This is a genomic window from Fontimonas sp. FW305-C-3 (assembly GCF_058783185.1).
Genome location: NZ_JBYSYK010000007.1, coordinates 14,958 through 40,687 on the forward strand (window position 1 = coordinate 14,958; position 25,730 = coordinate 40,687).

Below are 25,730 nucleotides of genomic sequence, written 5' to 3' on the forward strand. Positions count from 1 at the left end.
GATGGCATTCCAAAACTTAAACGGTTTAACCGGAGGGCTCTTCGGAGCCCTTCTTTCATTCACGCTTCTTGGCTGTGGTGGGGGAGGGTCAGAAACTACGCTCCCAGGAGTCATTGCCTACGTAGGTACGGTTAACGGCGCGCAGCGCTTGTTCGTGGCTGACGGAAGCACAGCAAACGCGGCCCGAGAGGTAGATTTATCGTCAATCAACGTCCTTGAAACTCATGACGCCGGCGCTGACAACTTGCAGCCCACTGATATCGAGAGCTTCGGCCGGCCTAAGTGGGACCCTAGTGGAAGTCGTTTTGCGGTAGTGGCAGTCAGAGGGGCCCAGGCGCAACTACTAGTTGTAGATCCCGACGCGAATCTAGTCACTACTGCCAGCACCTTAGTCCAGGACATTCGCTTCATCGATTGGTCCTCGGATGGGCGCCTCCTTACTTACTTGGAAGTCCGTGATGATTCGGCGCCACCGCGGGTTGCTTTTACCACCATCTCGACCGGTGACGTTCAAATTTTGACGTCCACTGACGAGAGAATCGTCGACACTTTGAGATGGGACGAGAACTCAACCGGAATCTACTGTAGCTCCAGCGAGTCCATTTTCTCGGCGCGGCGTCTTAGCTGGATTGATGTGGCTACCAAGGAAGAGAAGATTCTCGGAGATTTGCCCGATGGTCGATTCCAGGATCTTTGGAGAGACCGCACGTTGCTTTATGCATCAGGGGACAACGAGTTTGAATCCATAGGAACGCTTTTCCCCGATGAGGTTAGTGGATACGTTGCAGCGTCGGGACCGGGTGATGGCTTGTACACCGGCTGGTTCTCGTCGGGCTCGCGCGATCTCATTTCTGTTGAGCAGGTGGTCATCTCAGAAGGCGAAGTCTTTACTCGACAGAGACCTTTCTTAGCCAAGTTGGATCCTAGTTCTCCTGCGAGACAACCCGAGTACATCCACATTCCCGTCTCCGCGCCATTGCCGCTGAAATGGGATTTTTTTGAGCGATAGCAAGAAATCCGATCGCGCAGATTAATTCGAATTTCTACCCATCGAATGCCGCGGACACAGTCCATGCATTACCGAAGCACCTTTGCCCATAAAACAGGTGACGAATGAAAATATTTGTACTCATATCCTCTCTCCTGGTGATCGCTGTATCGCAAGAGGTGCGCGCGGCTGCGATTTGCCCTGCGGGACAATCGTTCTTGGTGACGACGGCTCCCTTCAAGTATTCGGGGACCAACTGCTCAGGTGGAGGCGCGGTGAATGTCGGCGACAGAATCGTCGACTCGGCGCAGGGTTACAACCAGACCTGCGTCAAGCCACAGGTCATCAGCCATACTTGTCGGCCAGGATCACGACAACTCCGGCAGTTCGCGGCGACGCTGAATGGCGGGAACGTCGGAGTATCTGGCGGCAATACAAAGCAGCTGCAGATCGTTTATGCGGGGTCCGGTCTGCAGGAACAGAGCTGCTGGGACAACAGCTTGCAGAACAATAACTACACTTCGACTTGGAGAACATTTGGAAAGTGCGAGGTTCCGCCGCCGCCCCCACCGCTTCCGGACCGGCCGGAGAAGAATCTAGGAGACTGCGAAGACGGCTCAACCCCGTTTCGAGGAAATCCCATCAACATCGCGAATGGGAATAAGTTTCAGGAGGAGCACGACTACGTTAATAAGGCGAACCCTCTTCTTTCATGGACACGGTTCTTTAACAGCGACTCCATTACGCAACCGGGCATATTCGGAACTAAGTGGAGGTCGTCCTTCGATCAGAATTTGACTATCGGGGCGGGGCCGAACAGCACCACTGTTGCGACGCTGGTGCGATCCGACGGGAAGGCCCTGACATTCGTAAAGGCCGGCAGCTGGTGGATTGCTGACCCGGACGTCACTTATACGTTGCAGAATTTAGCTTCCGGATGGAGGGTAACGGCGCCCGACAATACAGTTGAGATTTATGACTCATTGGGGCGGCTGACTTCCATTCAGCCGATCGGTGCTTTGGCGGTAGCGCTTGCATACGACGCGCAGGGACGCCTCTCAACGGTATCGGACGTCTCGCGCACCTTGACAGTCTCTTATGACGTGAACAACCGGCCGAGTCAGCTGCAAACCCCAAGCGGCGCGATTTTCTTGTATCGCTACGACATGCTCGGGAACCTGCAGGAGGTCACCTACCCGGACGACACTCCGAGTTCGAGCCTCGATAACCCGACGCGGCTGTACCACTATGAGGACTCCTCTTTCCCCGGGAATCTCACCGGAATAACCGACGAGAACGGCGCGCGATTTGCAACATGGCTGTACGACGGTCAAGGGCGCGCCATTTCCTCAGAGCACAGCGGAGGCGCAGGAAAGGTCGAGGTTGCGTATGGCTCCGGCGGATCCGCGCTGGTTACTGAGTGGAGGAGCAGTGCAGTTTCATCAAACAGCTCGTACCAGTTCCAGAAGATCCAAGGCGCGGCGAAGGTTTCATCCGTGACTGGAAGCACGTGTCAGAGTTGCGGTAGCACAGCGCAGACAACTTATGACTCAAATGGGTTTGTCGCATCGAAAACCGACCTAAAAGGAAACCTAACAACGTACGTTCGCAACTCCAGGGGGCTGGAAACATCTCGCACAGAAGCTAGCGGCACTCCGCTGCAGCGCAGCATTACGACGCAATGGCATCCACAGTACAGATTGCCGACCCAAGTTGATGAGCCAGGGCGCCGAACAGTTCATCAGTATGACGCGGTAGGCCGTCGTATCCATATGACGATCATTGACACCTTGACGAATGCCAGTCGTTCAACGAGCTTCACCTACAATGCGGCGGGCTTGCTCGCCACGGTCGATGGCCCGCGCTCTGATGTGGTCGACGTCACGCATTATTCGTACAACGCCAGCGGCAACCTAATCCAAGTCGAGAATGCTGCTGGTCACCTCATTAAAATCCAAAATTACGACGCGGACGGGAAGCCGGGAAAATTCATCGATGCAAACGGTGTGGTTACCGATCTGGCGTACGACGCTCGGCAGAACCTGGTAAGCCGAACGGTCAATGCACGCTCTACGTCCTTCGACTATGACGCCACCGGGCAGGTATTGAAGATCACCGAAGAGGACGGCTCCTTTCTCGAGTACGAGTACGATGCAGCGCGCCGATTAACCGACGTTCGTGATCAGCTCGGCAACCACATTGAGTACACCCTAGACATGATGGGCAATCGCACTGCCGAGCAGGTTCGCGATCCTCTCGGAGTACTACAGCGCAGCCAGGATCGGGAATACAACGCACTCGGACTACTCACTGCTGACCTCGGGGGTGCAGGCCAGCGGACCGACTTTACCTACGATTTGAACGGAAATCCTCTTACAGAGTCCTCGGGTGGTCGCACATCTACTCGAACGTACGATGCGCTCAATAGAGTCATTCAGCACTCGGACTTTGCCGCCGGCGTAACCGGATTAAGTTACAACGCACTAGACCACTTGATCGGTGTTAACGACCCGCGCGGTCTAGCAACGATTTACAGCAGAAATGCATTCGGTGACGCGACTCAACTTCAGAGCCCCGACAGCGGCACGAGTTCTTCATCGTACGACCTTTCAGGGAATCTAACGAGCCATCTGGACGCGAAAGGTCAGCTAACTGCTTTTGAGTATGACGAATTGAACCGTCCGACCAAAATTACCTATGCAGGAGCGAGTCCGGTCATCTACTCATACGATCAAGGCACGTTCGGAAAAGGCCGGCTAACGGGTGTAACAGATGCAACCGGCACCACGACCTGGACGTACGATGCCCATGGGCGAATTGTCGCAAAGGAGCAGGTTACAGATTCGAAAATTCTTGAGAGCTCTTACATCTACGACAGCGCCGGGCGGCTAATCAGTCATACGCTGCCGTCCGGCCGCTTGGTGGAGATGCAGTGGGTGGATAACCATGTGGTTTCCATGACCCTTGACGGGGTACCGTTGCTAGACGACGTCAAGCGCAACTCCGACGGTCTGATATCGGCATGGGACTTCGCCAATGGCCGCCAAGTCAGACGTTCATTCGACCTGTCGGGTCGTATGGTCGCCAATAGTCTGGGAGCCATTGCTTACGACACCGACAATCGTATTGTCAGCATCACGCAAGGTAGCAACTCTGCTTTAACCGGTACGGCGACCTATACGCACAGCGACTTGGATCGACTTTCTAGTCAGAGCATCGGACCGGGGTTGACCTACGCTTACGACGCCAATGGCAACAGAACTCTGCAGGGAACAGGTGGAGGTACGACTAGCTTTACCATTGACCCATCTAGTAATAGGTTGAATGTAATTGCCACAGGGGCCGTGACTCGAAACCTTTCGTACGATGCCAACGGAAGTTTAATTGCAGACGGGAGCCATACATATGAATATGACTCTGCGGGGAGGCTGGCGCTTCTGGACGGAAGTACTCCATCCCCAAGTGAGTATGGGTATAACGGGTTTGGCCAACGAGTTGTGAAGCGTGTAAACGGAGTTTCAACTCTGTTTGCATACGACGAGCAAGGTCACATTCAAGGTGAATACGATTCAGCGGGCGTGCCCATTTCAGAGACCATTTGGATGGGAGAGACGCCCGTAGCAGTACTGACGTCAAATGGAACTTATTATATCCAGACCGATCACTTGAATACCCCTCGTCAGATCGAGGATTCAAGTGGTGATGTCGTATGGATTTGGAGCGGAGATGCGTTTGGATTTGATGCACCGGATGAGGATCCGCTGAGCACTGGGGTAGACTTCGTCTACAACCTTCGACTACCGGGACAGTACTCCGACATCGAAAGTGGCCAGATGTACAACTGGCATCGATATTACAACCCCGCTATCGGTCGATACATTCAAGCTGACCCGACAGGCTTGTACGGCGGTAGCTTGTCGACATACAGCTACGCAGAGTCGAGTCCTCTGAAGTATGTCGATAGAAATGGTCTGTATCCGACGTGCGTTGAGCACGTGCTCTCGAGCGTGAGAAACAGGTCTGAGCGAAGCAACACGACTTTTCTAACTGACGTCGTCATGATAGAACTGGGATTCCCGAGAGCAGATGTAGGGCCCAACATTCAACATGGCGTTAGAATGCCTAGGATGCCATTAAGTCTTGGTATCGCTCTCGATTTCATCGCGGTCGAGTACAAATACTTCTGGGTCCAGCTGATCAGTGAGCTGGCATTGATCGAGAAACTGAAGATTTTTTGTCAAGAGACTCGAATCGATGAGTGCGGTCGGGAGCAGTCATATGATTTTCAGTACGATAAAACCCGAACCACCGTACTGGACACGGAAGTGTACGACGAGTACCTCCACGAGGTGCGAAGGGTGATTGGTTCGGTAGGCTCATCATCTACCCCTTAGGAGGCAGTAAGAATGCGTCAGACTTCGAGTAAGTTGATGCGCGTCCTGAGTTTGGTCGCGCTGTGTCAGATGGCTTTTGTTTACGAAAGTGCGGCGGGAGATGAGCGCTCCATTAGCGCCGAACTGTTATCCAGTCTTCAGCAGCAGGACACAGAACGTAGTATTGAGATGCTGAACGAAATTAAGAGATCTCAACCACAACCCAATACGATCTCTCTGATTTCTGATCTCTGGCATGAACGAACTGATCTTTACCCGGATTTACCGTGGAAATTTGTCAATCGAGATGCAGTCCGTCTGGAGTTGGCAGATATTCTTATTCAAGACAAAGCTAATGGCGGCTATGTCCCTGCGATCAACGAAGTGCATGCCTATGTCAGAAGTAAAATCCACGATCGAGATCCATTGATCTCAAACAAAGCCGTCATGGCGCTTGGTTTTCTTGAGGATCCGAGGGATGTCATTGCGATCGCTGATATTGCGCGTCAAGAGAACCCTCGAACATTCCGCGCGTCGGTTCTAACTCTGTCGCGAATGTGCGGCACGGAATCTGTGAAGGCTTTAAGCGACTTGGTAAGGAAAGTAGGGGACAAGAATCGCGAGTATGTGCGTGGCGCGATTGCGAAATCGGACTCGCTCAAAACGAATGCTAAGTGGTGCGGCTCTTCTTAAACGTCAGAGCGCAGTCGCGGTAATCTTAGACTAGCGTCAAATCACCGAGCCAAGACAGGAGGTTGTGGATCGAATGCGTCGGTGGCCCGCCTGGTAAGTATTTCCCGCCTGCAGTAGTCCGATGATTCCCCAGGGGCCGAACGCCGTCACTCGGTGTCGGCGCCTCTCGGATTTGGCAGAGATAGAAAGATCACAGCGAGTGCAACGCCGATGATGGCTCGGAGGGCCGTGACAATTCCGCTAAGCATCCATTTCTGCTGCTCGTAAGGCCGATCAATGTCCGATCGAACTGTGGCGCGGTAACGGCGGACAAGGACGATGGCAACCACCTCGTGCCGGCGTTTTCGGCCCCGATCAACGGTCGGAGATCAAGGTACGATTGCCAGGGCGCATTGCTTATAAAGATTCATGTAAGCAGCAAAGTAGGTTGCACCGACTGGAGCCAATCCAAATCCTACTGCTGTAGGTGGCTCAAGTAAGAGATTCCCTGCAGAGTAACCCTGCTTCAAATTACCAGCTTGCGGTTGCTGAAGCATGTGCAGCGCCGTCGCTTTGAAGTCTGCCCGGCACTTCTCCGAGCTGTGTGCAACACGATTCCTGATCTTATTAGCCCTCTCAAAAACCGCCTTCTTTCCCGCGAGTGTGGTGTAGGAGTGCGCGGAGAAGAAAAAATCTGCTTTTCCTTTGACCCACGAAGTGTCTGAAACCTTCAAATAGTCGTTTGCCGGATCGAAATTTGACCGCCCTGCAACTGGTTGATACGCATGACCGATATCGTTAGCGATTCCGAATTTCGGAGTCGCAACGACCCCGCTTATGGGATTTGTTCCGGCCACATACCTGATCAAGCTGCCCTCGAGAAACTCCTCCCAAGCCGCAACAACGCCCATGAAGGCCAGTTCGATAACCTGCCTTTTGTACTTTGGGTGAAGCGAAGGCGTGGTGCTCGGTTTGACAGAGCTAGGAACGGCTGCAATAGCAGCACAGAGGGTTACCGCAGCGTCTACCTCCGCAATCTAGTTGTCTCTGACTCGCTCCAGTTTAGGCTTTGCCATGTGATTCCCAGGGAGTTAATAAGGTTGGTTAAGAAAGATACGGCGCTCCGACTGACGTGAACGCAGCTCTAACTGCTGATCACACGATCGTGTGTCTGTCGAACTCTGTTAGCCAAACCTAGAAGCGGTCTCAACTGATTAATGTCTGACGTCTTGTAAGGAAACATCAGCACACACGCGCTGACAACCTGACCAATTGGACAGGTGAATAGCCCTTTTTTCAAAGTCAGATGCAATGAACAGATTCCCTGCGATTTCTCTTATAGACAGCAATCTGCTTTTACAGGCCACAAACTCTACGGACAAGCGACGCTTCTGGCTTGTTTGATGTGACCGAATCTGTCATGGGGAAGCAGAGCAGTCACTAAGCTCATGCGCTTGCGAGTGTCACTAAACTTTGCTATTCCTAATCGACAGCTTGAATTCGATTCGCCTGATACGGGGCCGGATGCTCTCTATCAACGCAGGATTTATATACATCGAACTTAAGTGAGGTTTGAGTCCGGCAGCGGCTTTCGTTGGACGAACATCTGAGTTGTGACGCTGATCTCGATCGGGGGTTTTAGGGATGAAACCAGCCACGCGGGTGCCGTACTTTCCATTCGCAAAAGATTTACGCGACGATCGATTTTCCATCGACCAAAGAGCCGAACGCACTCGCCGTGATGCCGCGCGCGTTCGGCTCGCTGCATTGTGCGCGAAAAGAACAGACGTCAAACAGAATCCAAACGACTTATCGACGAAGTAAATCGTCGCTGGAGAGAGACATGAACCTTCGCCGTTCCGCTGCGGGTATCGTCGCAGCAGCTATTTGGCTGACGCTGCCGGTCTCCGCTTTTGGTGGTCCCATGAGCACTCCTGGCGATCTCACTATCACCCCATCCGGCGCAGCGAGCTACACGATCCCGATTGATACCCCGCCAGGGACAGCGGGTATGGAGCCCAAGCTGGCGCTCAACTACAACAGCCAAGGAGGCAACGGGTGGATGGGCATCGGCTGGACCCTGACCGGTTTATCGATTATCCATAGATGCCAGCGGACAGTAGATCAGGATGCGATGCGCGGAGGCGTGAACTTCGATGCCGACGATCGATTTTGCCTGGACGGACAGCGCCTCATGCTGGTTGCTGGATCGGCATACGGCGCCGACGGAGCCGAGTATCGCACCGAGATCGATTCATTCTCGAAGGTTGTGTCCTACGGCGTATCGGGATCCGGCCCGCAGAGTTTCAAGGTCTGGACAAAGGCGGGGGAGATTATTGAGTATGGAAATACTAGCGATTCCCGCATGGACGTTCCCGGCTCTCAGACGATTCGCGTATGGGCCATGAATCGGGTATCCGACCGACAAACGAACTATCTTACGGTTGCCTATGTTAAGAATCTTAGCGATTACCATGCGTCGTCGATCAGTTACACGGGGAACGCTAACGCCGGGAAAGCCCCAGACACCACGATCAACATTGATATCGAGAATAGACCCGATGCCTTCTACCTTTACCAGGCCGGAGCGCGTTTCGGCGCGGCGCGGCGTGTCAATCGAATACGAACAACGGTTGGTTCGGCACTCGTAAAGGAGTACAGAATCGCCTACGGGGCGAGCCCGGCGTCGACCCTTTCCAGGGTCGAAAGCGTTACAGAGTGCGCACAACCTGTTGTCGGTCCAGTGCAATGCAGGCCACCGACCACCTTCATTTGGAACAGCCCATCACTCTCTTCGGCAAGATTCCCAGAGGTGGGAAATACGGATATTTGCGCCAACGATTCCACGTCTTATGGAAGATGCGACGGATCGGACAATCACTACACCATCAAGTATCCAGATATTAACGGCGACGGTCGTTCTGACGTTTGCTTTCGGTCAAATGCAGGCATTCGATGCATGCTTTCCAACGGAAACTCTTGGGACACAGCAAATCCCATCGAAACTACCATTTGTGCAAATGGCTCTCTCGCTCATGGTGTCTGCAACGACAGCGATAACTTCGACACGATTAGCTACGCAGACATGAACGCCGATGGTTTGGCCGACTTGGTTTATCGGGGAGATGAAGGCATTCAGATCTGGTACTCCACAGGAGCTGGTTTTGCCAATCAGTATTCGTCCACGGTTTGCGCAAATGATTCGCTTCTCTATGGAGGGTGCGGTAACGACACCAATTACAAGTCAATTCGATTGGCAGATATCAACGCAGACGGCCGTACCGATGTGTGCCTACGGAGCAACCAGGGTGTGCGCTGCTTCATTTCCACAGGTACCGGCCTTCTGCTTGTTCCTGTAACAAGTGATGTATGTGCCAACAATTCGAACTTACATGGCGTCTGCAATGATCCAGACAACTACGACACTATCTCTTACGTGGATTTTAACGGCGATGGCCGCGCGGATCTCGCGTATCGCGGTGACGAAGGGATGCAGTTCTGGTTCACGAAGCAAGCTCCAAATGGGGTTATTAGCTTCGAGCTGGCTCAATCTACGAACGTATGCGCCAATGCCTCTATCTCTCCGAGTTCATGCAATAGCTCCGATAACTTCACTACCATTCGGTACACGGACATCAATGGAGATGCCATTCCTGACATGTGCTACCGATCAGATGATGGCATCCGATGCTACAGATCGTCTGGCAAGGGGCTTGACCTCGCAAACCCACTGATCACCGATATCTGCGCGAATGGCTCCTCCAATTATGGCGGATGTAATAGCGGGGGTAATTTCGAGAGCATCAGCTTCTTCGGAGACTTAAACGGCGATGGTCGCTCTGATTTGATGTACCGCGGCGATCAAGGCATTCAGCTTTGGTACTCGACCGGCCTGAGCTTCACGAACTGGCAGTCAACTACAATTTGCGCAAACGGCTCAACCGCGAATGGGCAATGCAATGACGGGGACAATTACCGGACCATTGACCTGGCGGATGTGAATGGAGATGGCTTAGGTGATCTGGTTTATAGAAGTGACGCAGGGATCAGACATTGGTTCGCATCTGGAGCGGGTGCCGATCTGATTCTTGAGATCGTTGATGGTCTAGGACACTCGACCAGCATCTTTCACAAGCCACTGCCGTGGTTGGGTATGCATACGCGCGACACCACGGCGGTGTATCCAGTCACTGACCTACAGTTTGCGCTCTGGGTGGTCTACTGGGCCGTCGCTGCAGATGGGATAGGCGGTAGCCTGACCACTGAGTACAAGTATGGCGGGCTCAAGGCTCAGCAGCGGGGCCGAGGTTCATTGGGTTTTCGCTGGATGGAAGAGTTTCAAGTTCAGACAAACCTCCGAGTCCGTACGGAGTACCGACAAGACTTCCCTTACGTTGGTCTTCCAAGCTCTGTGGTCAAAACCTACTCAGATAGCGGAACAGATAAAACACTCAGCACCACATCGTCAACATATGCATGCCGAAATCCGGCAAGTGGCGCTGCGTGCACCATATCTGCAGGACAAAGATACTTTCCATATGCGTCGAGCTCTGTGGACACGAGCACAGACCTGAATGGATCCGCGTTCCCCACCGTAAGCTCGTCCACTCAGTACGACAACTTTGGTAACGCCACTCAATCTATAACAACAACAAGTGATGGGTACGGGAAGACTGTTTCAAACTCATATGCGAACAACGTAGCCGACTGGATTTTAGGACGGTTGACGAGCGCGACTGTTACCACTACTTCGCCTTAGCCAGTGCAGGTCTAGCTGGGACTTTGTTCTGTATGGCACGCACGGGAATAGGGGATTGACATGCCTAAGCTGGTTATTTCGCTACGCGCGGCTCTTACGCTCTCACTTTGCACCGCTCTTTGGGCTGAAGTGTCGTTGGCTGCAACGACGACTCGCACAACAGCGTTTACTTACGACTCAAATGGACAACTGAAGAAGGAAGTAGTCGAACCTGGCATATCAAATCTGTGCCTGGTCGTGGTTTATAGCTACGACGAGTTCGGAAACACCACGGGGGAGACCACCAGAAACTGCAACGGCAGTCCGCTTTCATCGGGGAATGAAGCTTCGGCGCCGGTGGGTGACGCCACATTCCTCCCTCGATCGACGAGCACGAGTTTTGACGCCATAGGAAGATACCCTTCGGGTCAGACGAATGCCCTCGGCCATACAGCGACCGTAGCCTACGAAGTGAGGTACGGCAGCCCGATTAGCTCAACGGACGTGAATGGGCTATCAACTTCCGTTGAGTATGACGCATGGGGCCGGAAGTCCCTGGAGATTCGACCCGACGGCACGCGCACATCTTGGTCGTACGAGTTCTGTAGCGGATTCAACGGCGGAACCGCGTCCTGTCCGTTTTCCGGGAGGTATGTCGTCACGGTGCAGCCTCAAAGTTCGACAGGGGCGGCTAACGGCCCTTGGGTAAAGAGCTATTACGATCAGCTCGAACGCTTGCTTCGAACCGACACCGTGGGATTCGATGGCACGACAGTTATTCGTGCCGATCGGAATCACGACGCTCTTGGCCGGGTTTGGCGAACGTCAAGGCCATATTTCGTCGGCAGCACTATTCAATGGGCCTATACAACGTTTGATGCTCTAGGGCGCCCGTTTGTCACTACGTATCCAGACGGTCAGACAATGACGATGGGATACAACGGCGTCGAAACCACCGTCACTAATGCACTAAGTCAGACGGAATCGAAAACAGTCAACAGTCAGGGCTGGCTTACGGCGACAAAAGACGCAGCCGGAAAAATCCTGAACTATGAGTACGATCCAGTCGGCAATCTACTCAAAACAATAGACCCTCTGGGGAACGTCGTGCAGATGCAGTACGACACTCGCGGGCGAAAGATCGGTATGACAGACCCCGACATGGGGACGTGGACTTACGTCTATAACGCGATCGGACAACTTCTCCGCCAGACCGACGCGAAGTCCCAAATATCTTCTCTACAGTACGATCTACTTGGACGAATGACGGCCAGAACTGAGCCGGATCTATCGTCCAACTGGTACTACGACGCGTACAAGGGCGGTGGGACATGCAGCAATGGAATAGGACAGTTGTGCGAGTCCGAATCCAGTAACGGATACCGCCGTGTCCAGTCGTATGACAGTCTAAGTCGTCCCGCATCTGCGGCAACGACGATCGATGGTTCTAGCTACTCGACAAGTTTGACCTACGATGCTCTCGGCCGAGGGGTCGAAACTCAGACATCTCCAGGGGGCTTCTCAACCAAAAATATCTACACCGCTTTGGGTCATCTCAAGGAAGTTCGCAACGGTGGCAACAACTCCCTGTACTGGTCAGCCACCACCGTAGACGCAGAGGGACGAGCCACAGTTCAGTCATATGGCAGCGGGACGTCAACGCAGTATGGCTACGACCCCAGGAACGGGCGCATAGAGTTCATTCGTGCCGGCTTGACCAACAGAATCCTAAACTGGAGCTATACGTACGACGCCGCTGGGAACCTGAGTAGTCGTAGCGACGGAAACGCAGGGTATGTTGAAGGATTCGAGTACGACGTACTGAACCGCCTGAAGAAAGCCACACTCGCGTCGTCGACACTAGGCACGACAGTGCGCAACTACTCGTACGATGAGATTGGAAATCTGACTTCGCGAGATGGTGTGGGTACATACAGCTATAACTCCAGCGGAGCATCAAGCGTAAAGCCACATGCGGTTCAATCGGTCGCGTTATTTGCAGGTGGAACACTTCAGTACCAGTACGACGCCAACGGAAATTTGCATCAGAGGTCCGAGCTTGACTCAGGTGGGACGCCGATTGCTTCCCGAGCAGTGACAACCAGCTACAGCAGTTACAACCTGCCGACTTCGTTCGTTAGAACCGGCGACGCCGTCGTGCCTCCAGTGTCACAGAGTTTTACTTACGGACCGGAGAGGCAGCGCATTAAACAGCAGGAAGGAAACGTCACGACCATCTATCTGCATCCGGATAATGTCGGAAACATGCAGTATGAGAAGCGAACAACACCTTCGTCGACTCTGAATATCTACTACATATCCGCGGGTGGCATGCCAGTCGCTCAAGTGAGTAGAACGGATGCAGGTGTGGTTGTTTCAACGCAGTACTTCCATCGGGACGCACTTGGATCGACAGTAGCAATCACGAACGCTTCGGCAGTCGTTGTTGAACGAGCGGGGTACGAACCATTTGGAACAAGGCGGCAGCCAGACGGCCAGGAAGCAGCTGGCCTATCCGGCACTTATAGCCACCGCGGGTTTACAAATCATGAGCACCTGGAAGACCTCGGCCTCATCCACATGAATGGCCGCGTCTACGACGCTGCGATTGGACGGTTCATGAGCGCAGATGCGATCATTCCCTATGGAACAGACATAGCTGCTTATAACCGATACAGCTACGTCATCAATAATCCGCTTATCTACTCAGATCCTAGCGGGCACATATTTGGAATCGGTCGCGCTTTCAAAAGTGTCGAACGCAGCGTTCGGCATGAAGCAAAGCGATTCGAGCGAGATTTCAGACACGAGATTCGGCGACCGGACAGCCTGCTCGGGCCTGCTCTCCGTGTGGCGGGTTCTGCTGCCTCTCTTCTATGCACTGCAGGGACCCCTGGGTGCGTCGCTGCCGTGGTTGCTGCAACTGAAGCTGGAGTAGGACGAGCCCAGGGCGTAACCGGTAGCGCGCTACTTCGGAGCGTTACTATCGCAACCGGCACAGCGCTTGCTTTTCGACACGTTGGATTGAACGCATCCAACGATATCACTCGGTACGCAGGGCACGCCGCTGTTGGTTGCTTGAGCGCGAGCGCTGGGGGAGGCAACTGCGCCAGTGGAGCCGCCGCGGCGTTCGTCGGCAAGTGGACCACAATTCAGACCAAGGACATCATGAATGGTGCGCTGCGGTTCGCTGCTGCGTCCGCCTCGGCCGGATTGACGTCTGAGATTACAGGAGGATCGTTCGCCAATGGCGCTGTAACCGGCGCATTCGGTTATCTGTTCAACCAGATGATCTCTCAGCTGGCTCTAGGTCAAGACGCACATCGGCCTCTGCAGAAGTATGCTCGCGAACTAGATCCTGAGAATGTCTTCACCGATAGGTTTTCCGATGGAGAGGGCACCATCTTCTTTGGTCGCCCAGATATAGGTCATCGCGGTCTCTTCCAAATCTGGGAGATCAAGTCAGAGCAAACAGGAATTTCTCAAGGTGCGGCGCAGCTGTTGGTGTACGCGTTAGCAAGCAGCCTCACTGGACAAACCTATTCGCCGGGTGGATCGGATTTCCTCTTCTCCGGCGGTCAGACTTTGACCCTTGCTGGCCGTTACGCGGTCTACACGTATACGATGCCGGCGCCAGGAATCGTGCTGTACTCCTATCGTCTCAACCCGGGAGTTATTATGGTTCCGATCGGGGCAGCGGCTCGAGCGCTACCTGCAACACGAGCTGCCTCGGGAGCTGCAGCCGCTATTTGTGCAATGGCCTGCTAACAAACACATGATCTTTCCGAGTTTAGGGCGGCATTGGAAGGGATTGGCGTCGATACATTCCGCCCTGAGTTCGCAAGGATTCACGGCGTATCGACGCTATGAGGAGCTCGTACTAGAGCACTGCGCGACGCGCTTTGACGCTTGCGATGTTTCTCTAGCCACCTACTTCGACGAACGTGGCAAGGAGTACCTATGCTCCGGCGGAAAAATTAGCGAGAGCCGACGCGCAACTTTTGATTGGAATCGGTTAGGCGAGGCGGCTTTTCGATCGACAGTCATCGATAGACTGGTACTCGAGCAGCGCCTCGCAGCGACGCAGGGAGAGGGGGCTCCACAGAGAGTCAGAGCACCCCATCCCTGCTTAGATAGCTTTTATGCTAGACGCGCTTCAGATCCAAAATATGCGCTTTCAGTGTCCGAACAGGTGCGGATATCAATATCCGAGGAGTCGCGAAAGGTCGTTGCACTCACTGATCCAGAATCGGAACTAAATTCATCGAAGATTCTTGTTCGTGCCGCATTTGAAAACTCCGCGGCCAGTCAAGGCTTTGTGAAAGACCGAAAGACCTACGTTATTGATGCATGCAAAGGCCTTTCGATCTCCGTATCAGCCGATATCAAGAGCGGATCATCGCCACTCGCAGTTTCGCTAAACGTGGCACTTATCGATCGGTCCGATGATGATATGCCTCACCCCATCCTGCTATCGGCAATTATCCCGGGTTACGGCTACTACGAGAGTGGGGACGACTCTTCATTGGATCTTAAACACCGGCTTTTTGCTCAAATGGCCGGCGTGAGCGCAGTTGCAGCGAGCCTGCGGTAGGCGCGAATCCAGCCCCATTGGCGTGCTACTCCCGAGATTTTGAGGGCTGGACCAATTTTTTGAGTTGCGAGGTTCGGCGGCGCAGCCGTCGTGGTGCGACGGTTTAAGGTAGAAGCCGCCAGTCGTCGCTGCCTTACTGACAGCCTTGATCAGAGCGAATGATCGCCCTGCGCTGGCGCACGGCCAGGACGGCATCAGCCTAGTGAAGAGACGTATTGAGTACGTCATACATGACCTGGTTGAATCGTACGCTCAAGCGGTGAAGCAAGGCGGCCAGCTTTAGACGAACTTCGAACCAAAGGAGTTAGCCGAACGGGCACTCTTTGTTGCACGCCGAAGTCCACGTCAAAAACGCAACTGGAGCCAGTTCGCCTTTCCGATTCATTCCGATAGGCCTGAGATCAAAGAGTTCATCCGTCAGCAGTTCTAATGTGAGTCCGGCAAGCGGGAGTTCCAAATCTTACCTGTCCATTTGGTCAGTGCAGCGGGTCAGTTACATATTGCTATATTCACTCGAGGCCCAATCTGCACGTGAGAATTTCACCCGCATGATCGCCGGAGATCGCACTCTCGAATCTTTAGAGCTTTATCGATCAAGTTAAGTTGTCGAGTCCAAGGTACTTCGCTGTGCGGGGGCACGCGAGGAAATTTGTTCTGGCCGGGGGGCTAACATGAACACGCTGGTTCGTTTCGGATTGCACACCTTCGCGTCCGCGGTTACTGCGGGATCGCTTTGCGGGATCGCGCTTGCAAACGGAGTTTCACCATCCAGTAGTGGTGATGCGATAGTTCAAGGTTTCGTTCAGTATCAGGCAAAGCGCGTGGAGAGCGCTACGCTTGATCTGTTCGTTCAGGACTTAATGGATGAAGACCTTCTCAGAAAGTTTCTTCCGGAAACGTCCAACGCCGTCAAAGTCTATGACGGCATCTCAGGGCAGCGACTTCTGCCAACGGTTAGGGAGTTTTTCAAAAGTGATGTTGAGACGATCAAGAGGGTCTCCAAGGAAGTAAGCCATATCGTAGAGGCCATGAGAGGGGTTCCAGAGGGTGGAGATATTCCCCCCAACGTCTTAGCAGCCCTCGCACTGCTGAAGAAATTCGTGAAGGAAGACACACCCAAGCGCACGACAAAGGAACTTCTCGAAGACATGCAGGCGCTGTCGGCGCTCCAAGCTAGGGAAAATGCTACGCAGATTAGAGATATTTGCGCGACGCCGGAGAAATATCAGCGCGAAGAGAGCCGCCGGATACAAAGCTCCGCGGACGGTGATCAAAGCGCTCTAGCTGGAATAGAGAAGTGCCCCGAGAAGGACCTACCAAAGGCAGACACAGCCGCCGCGCCCCCGGGCTCCAAGACATTCAATCTCGCGCAGTCGAGGCTAGACGCAAATATCCTCGCCGCTAAGTTAAGGTTGAATGGTCAATATAAGCCCACGCTAAATGCTCTCGCGGGTCTCCTGAACGAAATCACTGAGTATAAAAAAACAAATAGTGCCGCCGGGATCGAGAAAATTCCCTACACCATGATGGTTCATTGGCTTTTCAGGATCATCAAAATTGTTGGCGCGAACGAAGTGGCCGAATTTCATGGGTTCCAAAGCAGCCTTCTATTCTTGGCCCAAGTAGTCGACGCCGGAGAAGACAACGATCCGGACGGGGTGGAGTCAGCGATTAAAGCTTTTGTGGACGAAGACGAGGCCTATCGCGCTAAAAGGCTGAGAACAGATTCAGTTAAATGCCTTGTACCGTTTATGTGCCATAACTCGATATTTGTCGGTTCTTCGTTTGGCGTAGCTGCGGCTAACATGGACGAGGACGGAGACGGAAGCGACAGCGTTGAGTTCCGCTCATACGGGCCGGTGGGCATCGAACTCAAGCTATTCAGCATTCGGGGCATGCCGGTATCGCTTACGTATGCGCCGATCGACGTAGGCGCGTACATCACCCAAGAGCTCAAAGGCGAGGACTACTCGGCAGAGTTCTCGGACGTCGTTGCCCCAAGCGTCTCGCTATCCCTGAGCCTCCCCAGGAGACCCGTAACCTTTATCTTCGGTTATCAGCAGGATATTAAGGTTAGCGATGTGCGGGAGACCGATGCGGTGTTCTTTTCGATCGCTTACGACCTGCCGATCCTTCGATTGTACTGAAGCGGGCGCTCGAACATCATCGGCGCGGCCAACGACGACCAGGCTCAGCAGGGCTTAACTATGAAATCAACTACGACGGAAATAGCCATTTTATCTGGGCACCCTGTCCGGTGAGCTGAATGAATATTTACTGGGGATCTTGCGGCGGAGGCAGCGCCTTCAGAGCCTTGATTCATTGCTTCGAACGTAGCGGCACTGCAGGGATCGGCGTTCCGCGGACACTACCGCTTGATTGGTCGCAGCAATCCGAACAGCCGCCTCGAATCAGCCTTATTAATAGTCAAACTAAGTTTGCAAGTAGATTGGGAGATGAGAAATGCTGATATCGGTGAACCGCTTCGTCTCTGATTCCGAATCGACGATCAGCCACGTTAGTGTCGACGGAAAGGTAATTTGCTTCGGCCTTGAAGATCAGTACCAAACAATCAAAGTTCCTAAGGAGACGAGAATTTGGGCCGGCAACTACGAAGTACGATTGCGCAAAAGTGGAGCGATGCATGCTCGGTACAGTGAGCGCTTTGGGGCATTCCATAAAGGCATGCTACACATCGTCGACGTGCCCGAGTTCAAGTGGATTCTTATTCACATCGGAAATACAGATTCCGACACAGAGGGGTGCCTACTAGTTGGTGATCAGGCATCAACGAAGCCCGGCGCCATGAATGTAAGAGGTAGCGCGGTTGCCTACACTCGTCTCTACAAATATGTTGTAGATGCGGCAGCCGAAGAGAACTTGAAGATCGAGTTTTTGGATCGCGATCGATAACCATGACGTATCAGGGAAATTGAGCATGCTCAAGCTGCACACATCAATATTCTCTGAGTTAGCAGTATCGATGGCTCTCGGGAGCGGTCCTTTCTTCCTGCTCCTCGCTGCCAGTGACGCGGGATCGATGACCGAGGTTGTCAAATCGCTTGTTGTGAACAACTCCTTAGTTTGGTACTTCTTTGCATGGACCGCAGCGCACCCTGTAGCTTGGGCCTTAAATCAAGCCACCTATAATGAGAATAGACGGCTTAAGTACACATTTTCCTTTCTATCTCATTGCCTAAGTCAGGCAGGATCCGCGACTCTGGGAGTTTACAGAAGCGTGGGCGGGCTACTTCTCTCAATCGCGACTCTCGGCGCGATTGTGGAGCCAGGATCGCTAAGCTCTCCGAACTACTACCAGATTGTTCTGTATGCAATCGGCTGTGTTATTACTTCAGTTTGCCTATCCAGACTGCAGTCTAGAATCGATTCAGAGAATAGAGATTCGTTAGAGAAACTTCAGAACTCGGCACTGTAGGTTTTAACCAAAGTTGTTTATTTTTTCCCGCGACGGAGCGACGCGGCTTTACTACGCAACACATCGCCAACCTCAGCGTACCGAACAATGCTTTTAACAAGGCGATGTCCTGTGAGTGCCATAGTCTCGGCAAGCGGCACGTCGTGCATACTTGCTTCCGTAACAAACCCCCGACGCAGACTATGGCCAGCAAAGTCCCCTGGCAGTCCGGCGAGTAGGGCGCGTCGCTGCACAATCGCTGCAATGGCATGAGGGGAGAGCGCCTCACCAACCCTCGTGGATTTCCAGAGACGTCGAAACACCGCGCCCTCGGTGATCTCCGCAGCCTTGAGCCACGCCTTCAGCGCAGTAGCCGTTTCGTCGATCACCGGCTTGGGCGTGTGATCTCCCGTTTTCGACTGCCGCATCCGAAACACCGCCTTGCTCGGCCCAATCCACTCGAAGTCGCGGACCTCAGCCCTCGCAATCTCAGATCGCCGGCGGCCACCGCTGGCCCAGCCAAAGAGGAGTAGGGCGCGGTCGCGGCGTCCCTCGAGCGAGTCGTCGCAGGTCTCGAGCATCAGATCCAAGGCGTCCAGTGTCGCGGCAGTCTTCGATTTGGGACCTTCGCCGTACTCGAGGGCGAGCTTGCGACAAGCCGATAGCAGACGGCGAACGGCCGGATCCTGGACTGGGCTTTCAAACTGCTTTTGCTGGTGCGCCCAGGACAACACGGCCAGGCGCTGATCGATGGTCGTCATTCGGTGCCGGCCCAGCTCGGTTTTGAAGCCGGCAGCCACCAGCGCGGCGTCCACGGCTGGTGGCATAGCCTCATGGATGATCAAGCGCAGATCGCTGTCGGTCCGTACGCGTTTTGGGCGCCCGAAATGATCGATAACAAAGGCCTGGATGCGCTCAATCGAAACCGGCAGCGTCAGCGGCTCGCCGAAGCGGACTTGAGTCCAGGCGCCGATGTACCGTAGCGCTTTCTCGTAGGCTTTCCAGGTGTTCGTCGGCTTCGCGGTGAAGTGAATCGCGCGCACGGCGTCGTCGACGTCGCGCTGGATTTCCGCGGGATCGGCTGGAATTCGGGCAAGCTGGCTGGGGCCGCTGCCAGTGTCGAAGATATCCAAATCATAGTTCATATGTTATGTATTCTGTATTATTCATTACGTTATGGGTCGTGTACCTACGTTAACGAACACTTAACGTAGGTATAGCAGGAAAGCACGATTTTGAGAATTGGGGACGTTTTTTATGCGCACTGGCGTCACTCTGGCGGACATTACTCGGGCGGCCGATGAGCTTCTCGCCGCTGGCGATCGGCCTACCGTCGAAGGCATACGCAAGGTCTTAGGCACCGGCTCCCCGAACACCGTCAACACGCTGCTCAAGGAGTACTACCAGAGCCTGCCCGCGCGCCTGAATCTGCCGGCGCCGATCGCCACGGCCGCAGCCGAGCTCTACGAGAAGGTCCGATCGACTGCGATGGACGACCTAGCTTCGGAACGCGCGGCCCTCGAAAAAAGGATGGCGGACGATCGCGAGCGGCTTGCTCAGGAAAAGCGAGAGTTCGATGCCGAGCGTATGGCGAATCAGCAGCGCGTGGCCGACCTCGTCGCGGACATCGATCGAACGCGCGATCAGTTGAAGACTAATAGCGGCAAACTCGCAGTCGCCGAGAAGGAGCTGTCTGCCCAGTCCACACGCGCCGCGACCGCCGAAGCGCAGTTCCGAGCGGCAGAGGAGGAACGCGATCGCGTGATCCAGAAGCATGCGGCCGAGCTTCAGCGGCAGCGGGAACAATCAGAGGGGAATGAGCGCCATTTGCTGAGCCGCATCGAGGAGCAGAAGGGCCAGCTCCAGCGGCTAGTCCAGGATCGAGAGCGCGAAACTGCAGCCGCAGAGAAGCATGCTGCCACGCTGGAAACCTCCCTCTCCGAATCCTCAAAGCTCAATGCCTCCTTACGTGCCGACTTAACGTCGACACAGCGCGAGCTGGCCAAGGCACGGGAAGCCGCAACTGCGGCTGAAATCGGGCTTGGCCGTGTGCAAGAGCAACTCACGAAGGATCTGGCTTCGCGCCAAACGGAACTCGATCGGGCACGCACCGACAACGAGCAACTCACGGCCGCAGCCGATCAGCATCGACGCGATCGCGATGAGGCCATACGTGATGCGGCAAAATTGGAGGGCCGGCTCGCCGCTGTTCAGAGCCAGTTTGACGAAGCCAAAGCCGAAATCCGGCGCCTGCAGAAAGCAAAATAACCTTCCGCCATGCCTGTCTACTTCGTAGCCAACAATGAGCTGACGGATTTCGATCGCCTAGAAGTGAAGATCGGATGGAGCAAGCGGATCAAGAAGCGCCTGCAAGCCTTACAGACCGGAAACGCCAGTGAGCTTGCCCTGATGGGGCAGATTGAGGCGGACCGCTCGCTCGAACAACAGCTACATAAGCAACTCAAAGCGAAAAGGCACCGCGGCGAGTGGTTCATTTTGTCGCAGGAGGAAGTACTGAACATCCTTCGCGAGTACAGAATGCACTCATTCATCGAACTGCAGGGCGACGCTTTCGAAATCGCATCGCGCGACGAAAACGGCGTTCCCGAGTTCGTGGGTCCTTGGAAATGGGATGACGTAGACCTCTGTGACTTCTGTCCGCAGTGCGGGTCAGGCTACGGGGTGCACTACGACGACGCAATCGGCGCGGAAGCCTGTTTGAAATGCGGGATTCTCGACATCTCGTACGACGAGCCAGAGGAGTACGAGTGATGTTCGATTCACCTCGAACCCCTACGTTCATTCTGCTGATGACCGCGTTCGTTGTGCTGCCCGTATCGCATGGCTGGCTGGCGTTTACAGGCTTTAGCTTCAGTGCCGGCATCATCTCGTTCGCCGGCGTCACGGCCAGCGACTTGCTGTTTCCGGTTGCCTCAATTGCCCTGCTAGGGGCAGCATTGATTTTTCACACGATCTACGTCTGGCCGGATTTATCGGAAAGCTTTGGTAATGGTTACCGGTCAAATCCGGGCGTGATTGAACTCGTTCGATCTGAGGTTGTCATTGCCTCCCAGGACCCGAACCGCCCATCGCCTTACGGTGGATTGCGCGCATCGATATTTCCTTCGGTCCAGAAGCTGGGCAGATTTCCACGCCCAGACGGTACGGAGAGCTACGAAACGTTCGTGTTACTCGCAGGCACCGTTCACTGGTCCGCAGTAGTGAGCGGAATCTGCAGAATGTTCCGTCCGAGACACTGCCTCTGGGACTTTACCCCGATGGCCCTTGGCATCTGGGCGTTAGCCAGCGTCACCACCGTCGCCGTGGGCCTGAGCGGAACTTGCGTTACGTCGCCTTAGCCCGCGCACGGTCTCCCTAGCGCACTCGTTTCACGCACTGGCTGTCGACGTCCTTCGCGGTTTTGGGATCGAGACTGCATCGCATCAGCGCCACGATGGTTTCGTCGGTGATCTTCAACGATGTCGGCAGCCAAGCTGCTGGGAAAATGCTGCATGACTTAGAACTGCGAGCTAGCCTAGAATTTCAAAATTTCTTGCGATCGACGACATGCTGCTTGCGACTCTCTATGGAGAGCGAGTTATGAAATGCAACTGCGGCACAGCAGAGTTGATCGTCAACGTTCGCGATCTGGAATATCTCTGCAAGGGCGAAAAGACGGTTATTCGCAGCGTGAGCGGCGAGCTTTGCCCAGCCTGCGGCGAAGCGATCCTGGCGCCTGAGGAATCGAACCGCGTGATGCTGGAGATGAGGGACTTCAACCAGCAGGTACCGGGCTTCGTGCTGCAAAGCCACTAAAAGGCTATCTGTATTTCAACTAGGGACTTACGAAGGTTTTGTACTCGATCCGTCAAAATCCCTGCCAAGGCTTGAGCCGAATGAACAGCTGACGAAGAGAGTGAACGATGAGCTCTGACGACGACTTTGAGAGGTTCCTGAGGCAGCAACGCGACATCGAGCGGATGTTGAAGGAGCAGCGCGATGTTGAACGTTCCATCCGAGAACACAGCGAATTCGAAAAGGCGCGGTGGCAAACTCGCGCTGCCGAAATAGTGCTGAGCCACCAACGCCAGGCAGACGAGATCCGTCGACTATCGTCTTCATTCGGCTCTTCTGCACTAAAGGATATCGAAGAACTGGGTCGGCAACAGTCCGCATTTATGTCTTCAGAAGCGATGCGCGAGTTTCGCTCCGCTTCGGAAGCAGTTAGCCGGCTTCGAGATTTGACGCGAGCAGGAATTGATTCATATCGCCAGTATTTTCAGCCGGCTATTGCCTCAATCAATACGCTGCTTTCGACGTTTCAGAACGATTCGATTGCTGCGTTGAGGGCGATTTCCACAGATCCCTCCACGCTACAGTTCCATCTCGCGACCAAGCAAACCCTTGAAGATATTGCTGCTATCACCGAGGGCTTCAACACCGAGGACTATGCGCAATTCGCATCCACCGACTGGCTGAGCCTTTTGCGACCAGTTCGGGCAGATATTGATAGGGTTGCAGCGACGTTTAGAAATCTAGAGGACGAATCGTCAGAGGATGGGGCCGACGTCGCTGCGGAGGTTCGCCAGGAACCGGCTGATCAGGACGCGCGAACCCTCAAGAGGGCGGAGGTCCTAGTAGCACTCAATAGAGCGTACGCTGCGCTGATTTTCGTGCTGACGATCTACCAGGCGTATGCCGCGTGGACTGCGCCGACTAAGGAGGAAATCGCTGATGCAGTCGCTGCGCGTGATCGCCCCGAGATTGCCAAACAAGTAGAGACTCAGCTTGCGGAGTCGTTCGCAGCGGTCGAGTCAATGCGAGAAAAAATACATTCGAGTTTGGATTTCGTTGTAACCCAAGTGACCACCGAGGCTCATCTCCGGAGTGGGCCTAGTTTGCAGAACGATGTCCTAGAAACCCTCGACGCGGGCGCGCAATTCGTTGTGACAAAGGAAGTTGACGGTTGGTCCGCAGGCTTCACAGTAGATGCGTGGCAGGACAGGAAAACTGGTTGGGTGAAGTCAGATTTTCTCGTTCCGGTTCCGGCGGCAAATAAAGAAACCGGGATTCGCGACTTGGATCTCCAATAAATCAGCGACTTACGGTCACTTTGAAGCAGTACCGAGAAGCACGCGCAGAGACCGGCGACTCAGCGGTCCACGACTTCCTACTCTAAGGACGTAGCGGGGAGTATTACCAAAATCCCGATATCGTTCGGCCATGCGAAACCGCACAGCCGCCTTTGAGATCTCGTCTCTACCCCCCGCAGAAGTGGCCACGTTCATTTCCACTCTTTTACAGGAGCAAAATGTCTGCGCCACCGTCGGGACTCTCAAGAGAATTGACGCACATTGGCGCGCGTGGAAGATATTTACGGAAGTACACCGCTGCGAGGTCTTGCCCATGAGGCAGCCTGCGATGCAGCAGTTCTTACTTGAGCGCATCGTCGCCGGCGTATCAGCTTCAGGCTTGCGGGCGTATCTCAAATCTTTCTCGACAATTCACGCGGCCGCGAATCTCGAAGTCGCGTGGTCTGACGAACTTTGCCAAAGCGCCATCAGCGGGGCGAGAAAGGTTCGAGAAGCGGAGGAACAGGTGCGCGCGCTCAGAGAGAAAGCTGAGCAAACAGAGGCAGCCTCACCAAACGGCCCACCAAGCTCAGCACCAAAGCGGCGTACGAAAAGCAAGCGGAAGGGCATGTTCGAACGTTTGATCGTGAAGCCAAGGGAGTTTCCGGAGGACGATGAACCAACGGTGCTGGCTTGCGACAGTCCCAATCCGCCGGACCCGGCAGATTTCGCCTGGGTTCCGGAAGACATCCAAGCCAAATATCTGGATGAAGAGGCCCTCTGGATAGGGCCGCAATCGGAGCGTGAACACCTCAGGGAGCTCGTTACGGAGCTTTCGAGACAAGCCTTTCTAGAGTCAGGGGCAGATGCCAAACAGATGCTCAACTTCGCGGCGAGTGCTTATTTCCGGCGCACGCGGCTGAACGAGGAAATCGCGATTGATGTCATCTGCGGGGGAATATTCGCCTTCGGCAGCCTGAGTGCTTTCGCGAGGCAAGCGGACATCGAGCTTAAGGATCTAAAGGGGGCTTTTTGCCACATTGGGAGCGTCCCGACGCCCTTAGTGGTACTGAAATCGATACAGGCGCTTCGAACCGCGCTGACGCAGGAACGCCTAGCTGTTCTTCGCCGTAAGCCCCGGAAGTCTAAGGGCTGAACCCGCGAACACGTCCTTGGAGGCTGGGGGCAACAACTAGTGTCCAAGGACGGAAATCTCTGCGTCCCGACAACTTATGGCTGATTGAGATCTCGATAACTTAACATAATATACATTATGCTAGATTGCGATTAGGATGGAGCCTAGGGAAAGCTTCAACTTTCACCTCAAGGAAATCTCGCATGCGTTCCCTTGCTCTGGCGTTGATGGTACTGGCGCTTGTCACAGCGGCCCAGGCTGAAGACTCGACCGCACGCAAGGCTGGCCGGACTTATGGCGAGTTCAGCCGCGGAGTCAGCGAGGCCATCGTTGCCCCCATGGCGGACTCGCTGCCTGAGAACTGACGAGAAGCCTCTCCTAACGCTGCCCGACAAGGACTCCTCGTGAACACGTTCCTGATCGTTGTTGCCGTCATCGTCGTTTTGCTGTTGCTCAAAGCCGGTGCCAAAACGACGGCCGGGTCCGGGCGCTCTCCGTTCGCCTTTCCCGCCCGCGACCTCGTTAATGCCACGGAGAAGAAGTTCTACTGGCGACTCCAGGAGGCTCTGCCGGAGCACATCGTTCTATGCCAAGTCGCCCTGTCGCAGCTGCTGACTAAAACCTCAGGTAAAGCTGCCTTCGCGAACTGGAACCGAATCGACAGAAGAGCGTGTCCGGATTTTTGTGTAAACGGCGGGTGGGTTAACGGATAGGCATCCTGTCTTCGAACTGGATGGTAAATC

Annotated in this window: 17 protein-coding genes; 15 read left to right on the top strand and 2 right to left on the bottom strand. The window is 54.3% G+C overall.

The window, feature by feature from the left end:
* Position 1: 1 nt before the first annotated feature.
* The 3 genes from AC3WUF_RS20715 (at position 2) to AC3WUF_RS20725 (ending at position 6,054) form a co-directional block, all read left to right on the top strand.
* Positions 2 to 1,009 carry a TolB family protein gene (locus tag AC3WUF_RS20715; RefSeq protein ID WP_492429252.1) on the top strand — a complete coding sequence of 336 codons (1,008 nt, stop codon included), beginning with the start codon at positions 2 to 4 and terminating at the stop codon, positions 1,007 to 1,009.
* A gap of 104 nt (positions 1,010 to 1,113) precedes the next feature.
* Positions 1,114 to 5,382: an RHS repeat-associated core domain-containing protein gene (locus tag AC3WUF_RS20720; RefSeq protein ID WP_492429254.1), complete on the top strand. Its 4,269-nt coding sequence runs from the start codon at positions 1,114 to 1,116 to the stop codon at positions 5,380 to 5,382.
* 12 nt (positions 5,383 to 5,394) lie between these two features.
* On the top strand, positions 5,395 to 6,054 hold the full coding sequence (locus AC3WUF_RS20725; RefSeq protein ID WP_492429256.1) for a HEAT repeat domain-containing protein: 660 nt from the start codon (positions 5,395 to 5,397) through the stop codon (positions 6,052 to 6,054).
* A gap of 368 nt (positions 6,055 to 6,422) precedes the next feature.
* Here AC3WUF_RS20725 and AC3WUF_RS20730 read toward each other — a convergent pair whose 3' ends face one another.
* The gene (locus tag AC3WUF_RS20730) at positions 6,423 to 6,944 is read right to left on the bottom strand and encodes a hypothetical protein (protein WP_492429258.1); all 522 of its coding nucleotides are present in this window, start codon (positions 6,942 to 6,944) and stop codon (positions 6,423 to 6,425) included.
* Between the two features lie 932 nt (positions 6,945 to 7,876).
* On the opposite strand from AC3WUF_RS20730, the gene AC3WUF_RS20735 reads away from it, so the two are divergent.
* The 5 genes from AC3WUF_RS20735 (at position 7,877) to AC3WUF_RS20755 (ending at position 18,278) form a co-directional block, all read left to right on the top strand.
* Positions 7,877 to 10,792, top strand: a complete 2,916-nt coding sequence (locus AC3WUF_RS20735) for an FG-GAP-like repeat-containing protein (protein WP_492429260.1) — start codon at positions 7,877 to 7,879, stop codon at positions 10,790 to 10,792.
* A gap of 60 nt (positions 10,793 to 10,852) precedes the next feature.
* Positions 10,853 to 14,539, top strand: coding sequence for an RHS repeat domain-containing protein (locus AC3WUF_RS20740; RefSeq protein WP_492429262.1), 3,687 nt, complete (start codon positions 10,853 to 10,855; stop codon positions 14,537 to 14,539).
* A 412-nt stretch (positions 14,540 to 14,951) separates the two neighbouring features.
* On the top strand, positions 14,952 to 15,365 hold the full coding sequence (locus AC3WUF_RS20745) for a hypothetical protein (protein WP_492429264.1): 414 nt from the start codon (positions 14,952 to 14,954) through the stop codon (positions 15,363 to 15,365).
* Between the two features lie 671 nt (positions 15,366 to 16,036).
* The gene (locus tag AC3WUF_RS20750) at positions 16,037 to 17,512 is read left to right on the top strand and encodes a hypothetical protein (RefSeq protein WP_492429266.1); all 1,476 of its coding nucleotides are present in this window, start codon (positions 16,037 to 16,039) and stop codon (positions 17,510 to 17,512) included.
* A gap of 316 nt (positions 17,513 to 17,828) precedes the next feature.
* Positions 17,829 to 18,278, top strand: coding sequence for a DUF5675 family protein (locus tag AC3WUF_RS20755; RefSeq protein WP_492429268.1), 450 nt, complete (start codon positions 17,829 to 17,831; stop codon positions 18,276 to 18,278).
* Positions 18,279 to 18,818: 540 nt separating this feature from the next.
* Here AC3WUF_RS20755 and AC3WUF_RS20760 read toward each other — a convergent pair.
* On the bottom strand, positions 18,819 to 19,925 hold the full coding sequence (locus tag AC3WUF_RS20760; RefSeq protein ID WP_492429270.1) for a site-specific integrase: 1,107 nt from the start codon (positions 19,923 to 19,925) through the stop codon (positions 18,819 to 18,821).
* Between the two features lie 112 nt (positions 19,926 to 20,037).
* Between AC3WUF_RS20760 and AC3WUF_RS20765 the strand changes: the two genes are divergently transcribed.
* From AC3WUF_RS20765 to AC3WUF_RS20795, 7 genes are all read left to right on the top strand, one after another.
* Positions 20,038 to 21,048, top strand: a complete 1,011-nt coding sequence (locus AC3WUF_RS20765; RefSeq protein ID WP_492429272.1) for a DNA-binding protein — start codon at positions 20,038 to 20,040, stop codon at positions 21,046 to 21,048.
* Between the two features lie 9 nt (positions 21,049 to 21,057).
* On the top strand, positions 21,058 to 21,552 hold the full coding sequence (locus AC3WUF_RS20770) for a GIY-YIG nuclease family protein (RefSeq protein WP_492429274.1): 495 nt from the start codon (positions 21,058 to 21,060) through the stop codon (positions 21,550 to 21,552).
* Positions 21,552 to 22,139, top strand: a complete 588-nt coding sequence (locus AC3WUF_RS20775) for a hypothetical protein (protein WP_492429276.1) — start codon at positions 21,552 to 21,554, stop codon at positions 22,137 to 22,139. The genes AC3WUF_RS20770 and AC3WUF_RS20775 overlap by 1 nt, the downstream gene beginning before the upstream one ends.
* 241 nt (positions 22,140 to 22,380) lie before the next feature.
* Positions 22,381 to 22,596 (top strand): type II toxin-antitoxin system MqsA family antitoxin, encoded by a 216-nt coding sequence (locus AC3WUF_RS20780; RefSeq protein ID WP_492429278.1) that lies wholly within the window; start codon positions 22,381 to 22,383, stop codon positions 22,594 to 22,596.
* A gap of 107 nt (positions 22,597 to 22,703) precedes the next feature.
* Positions 22,704 to 23,873, top strand: a complete 1,170-nt coding sequence (locus tag AC3WUF_RS20785) for an SH3 domain-containing protein (RefSeq protein ID WP_492429280.1) — start codon at positions 22,704 to 22,706, stop codon at positions 23,871 to 23,873.
* Positions 23,874 to 24,201: 328 nt separating this feature from the next.
* Complete coding sequence (locus tag AC3WUF_RS20790; RefSeq protein WP_492429282.1) at positions 24,202 to 25,008, top strand: hypothetical protein; 807 nt, start codon at positions 24,202 to 24,204, stop codon at positions 25,006 to 25,008.
* A 383-nt stretch (positions 25,009 to 25,391) separates the two neighbouring features.
* Positions 25,392 to 25,700 carry a hypothetical protein gene (locus tag AC3WUF_RS20795; protein ID WP_492429284.1) on the top strand — a complete coding sequence of 103 codons (309 nt, stop codon included), beginning with the start codon at positions 25,392 to 25,394 and terminating at the stop codon, positions 25,698 to 25,700.
* The last annotated feature ends 30 nt before the right edge of the window (positions 25,701 to 25,730 follow it).